The sequence below is a fragment of the Candidatus Harpocratesius sp. genome (assembly GCF_054039255.1).
On the sequence record NZ_JBPLBG010000023.1, the window covers coordinates 1 to 2,249 of the forward strand.

2 protein-coding genes are annotated in these 2,249 nt (G+C 30.3%); both read right to left on the reverse strand.

All coding sequences use genetic code 11. From position 1 onward, the window contains the following. Nucleotides 1-391: 391 nt before the first annotated feature. Complete coding sequence (locus ACXLDF_RS04770) at nucleotides 392-1,306, reverse strand: S66 peptidase family protein (protein ID WP_457557353.1); 915 nt, start codon at nucleotides 1,304-1,306, stop codon at nucleotides 392-394. Between the two features lie 4 nt (nucleotides 1,307-1,310). Then, on the reverse strand, nucleotides 1,311-1,970 hold the full coding sequence (locus tag ACXLDF_RS04775) for a DUF4145 domain-containing protein (RefSeq protein WP_457557354.1): 660 nt from the start codon (nucleotides 1,968-1,970) through the stop codon (nucleotides 1,311-1,313). Nucleotides 1,971-2,249: the final 279 nt, after the last annotated feature.

Sequence of the window (2,249 nt, forward strand, 5' to 3'; positions counted from 1 at the left end):
CGGAGCTCGCGCTAAACATGTAAAAAAAGTATGAACAAGCCCCAGTTCGCATATTAGGACCACATTATCCAAAATGAAGCGGAGCGGAATTTTGGATAATGAATACCGATATCAGAAGTTTTCTTGAGCGATAGTGAAAAGAAAATTTGGGAGAGCCCCGAGCTGAGGGGTGAACCTGATATCGTGTTGTTATACGCCCTGAGCCCAGTCCAGATACTTCTGGACGTAGCTCAAGCGCAGCGGGGTCGAGCGACAGCGAAGAAGTTCAGAAAATGTTTATATATTAATTTTTGATAGGCTTCCTTTTTATTTTAAATTTTATTTTTTATCGTTTTTTAAAATGGGAGAGGGGTTAGGGGTGAATCCCTTTTTAAAAAACTCCTATTTGTTTTTATTCTAAAAAGTCATCTATAATTTCAATTTTTTTGTTTGTTGCATCAAGCTTAACTTTTGCGCCAATTGGTAAAAATGCATGTGGTTGATAATGACCAAATTCATTGATTTTAAGAATCGGAAAATTATATTCTATAAGCAATTCTTTTACCATTTTTTCAACTTTAAAATCATCACTCTGAAACTCAAAATTATTTCCAATAACTATAGCTTTTATCTTATCAAATGTTCCTATTTGCTTAAATTGAGTCAATTGATAAATAATTTCTTTAGGGCATGATTTATACGCTTCTATAAAAAGAATTGAATCAGTAAAATCTGGAAAATATTCAGTGCCTGCTAATTTTAAAATTGAAATAGGATTACAGCCAATTATTTTTCCTTCTGCTCGTCCTTCATTAACACATGTCCATTCTTCACTTGCTTCAATTTCCTTTGATTTTTTAAATAAACGTTGTTTGAACCATTTTTTAGTATAATCAAAATCCAATTCTCTATCTCTTCCAATTTTAGGATCACATGAATGAAAAGTTATTAAACCAGTTTTTTTATTCAGCGCTAATAGTAAAACATCTATATCACTTTTACCAATAAATATTTTTGGATTATTTTTTACTGTATCGTAATCTATTAAGTCAAGTACTTGATTTGCGTTATCTCCACCTTGTAAGCACCATATCGCCTTTATGTTTTTATCAGCGAACATAGCATTAATATCATCTGCACGTTCTTTTGGAACCCCAGCACCATATTTACTGCTTGCATAAAAATTGTTTGAAAGTTTTACTTCAATTCCTTGTTTATTGATATATTCTATGAAATTATCAAATTCAATTTTTCTTTCTTGATTAAAAGGGTTTGATGGCGCAACTACTCCGATTGTATCTCCTTTTTTTAATGATTTTGCTATCATATGATTATTTTTTAAATTTTGAAGCTCTCTTCTTTAATTCTTCTATTCTCTCAGGTAGAGAATAATGACCCTCTATTAAATTATTAATTAATTTTATAGCTGTTAGCAAATTTTCTTGTGTGCAAACATCAAGATTGTGCGCACCTTCATTGCCCATTAACCTTGATTCGTGTAGGCCAGTTTCAAGTGTTTTTGAAATAATTCCATTTTTTTTCAGTTCTATAATCTTTAATTTTAAATTCTTTGCTTTTATTGCTTCTTCGGTACATATTGCTTCTATAATGCTTCTAACGCCAATGGAACATAAAATCGGTTGTTGAGAGTTATATGCGTTAATTGTTTCTATATATATTTCTCTTACTTTAATTGGTGATTTGTATATATCAATAATTGGTGTAATTGTATCTTTAGTTCGTTCAGGAAAATATGTATAGGTTTTAATATATTCCATTTCTCCTTCATTGCTAATATAATTAAAGTCTTCAGAGTTCGATGATATTTTTCTAAATGTTAATGAATCACAACCCTTACAAGACAAGACTTGATACTCATCTTCACCTTGTATATCCTCATTACCCCATTTGATTATTTTTTCCCATTCTAAGGTGTGATTTGTATCAATGTTGCAAATCTTACAAGGGATTTTAATTGAAGATATTGTCATTTTGAAAATTTAATAAATAAAGATATTTGATTATTGGAGCGATAGCGACCTCCACTTTCCCCCTTTCTAATTAATTAAAAAATCAAATTTAAATTCTCATTAATTGCCTATCAAAACTCCTATTTAAAAGGAAATATTTTTTGAATTGCGTATAACGTTCACCGATGAAGCGAAGTTTTGTTTTAGTTTTCCGTTTCTAAAGCTCTTGTGCATTAATATTATATCAAACATTAATCAATGAACATACCATGGTATGTTCACAGAAAACTAGAACAAAAT

Coding starts and splice junctions, on each gene's coding strand:
- ACXLDF_RS04770 (WP_457557353.1), bottom strand. CDS start 1,306: ATGATAGCAAAATCATTAAAAAAAGGAGATACAATCGGAGTAGTTGCG.
- ACXLDF_RS04775 (WP_457557354.1), bottom strand. CDS start 1,970: ATGACAATATCTTCAATTAAAATCCCTTGTAAGATTTGCAACATTGAT.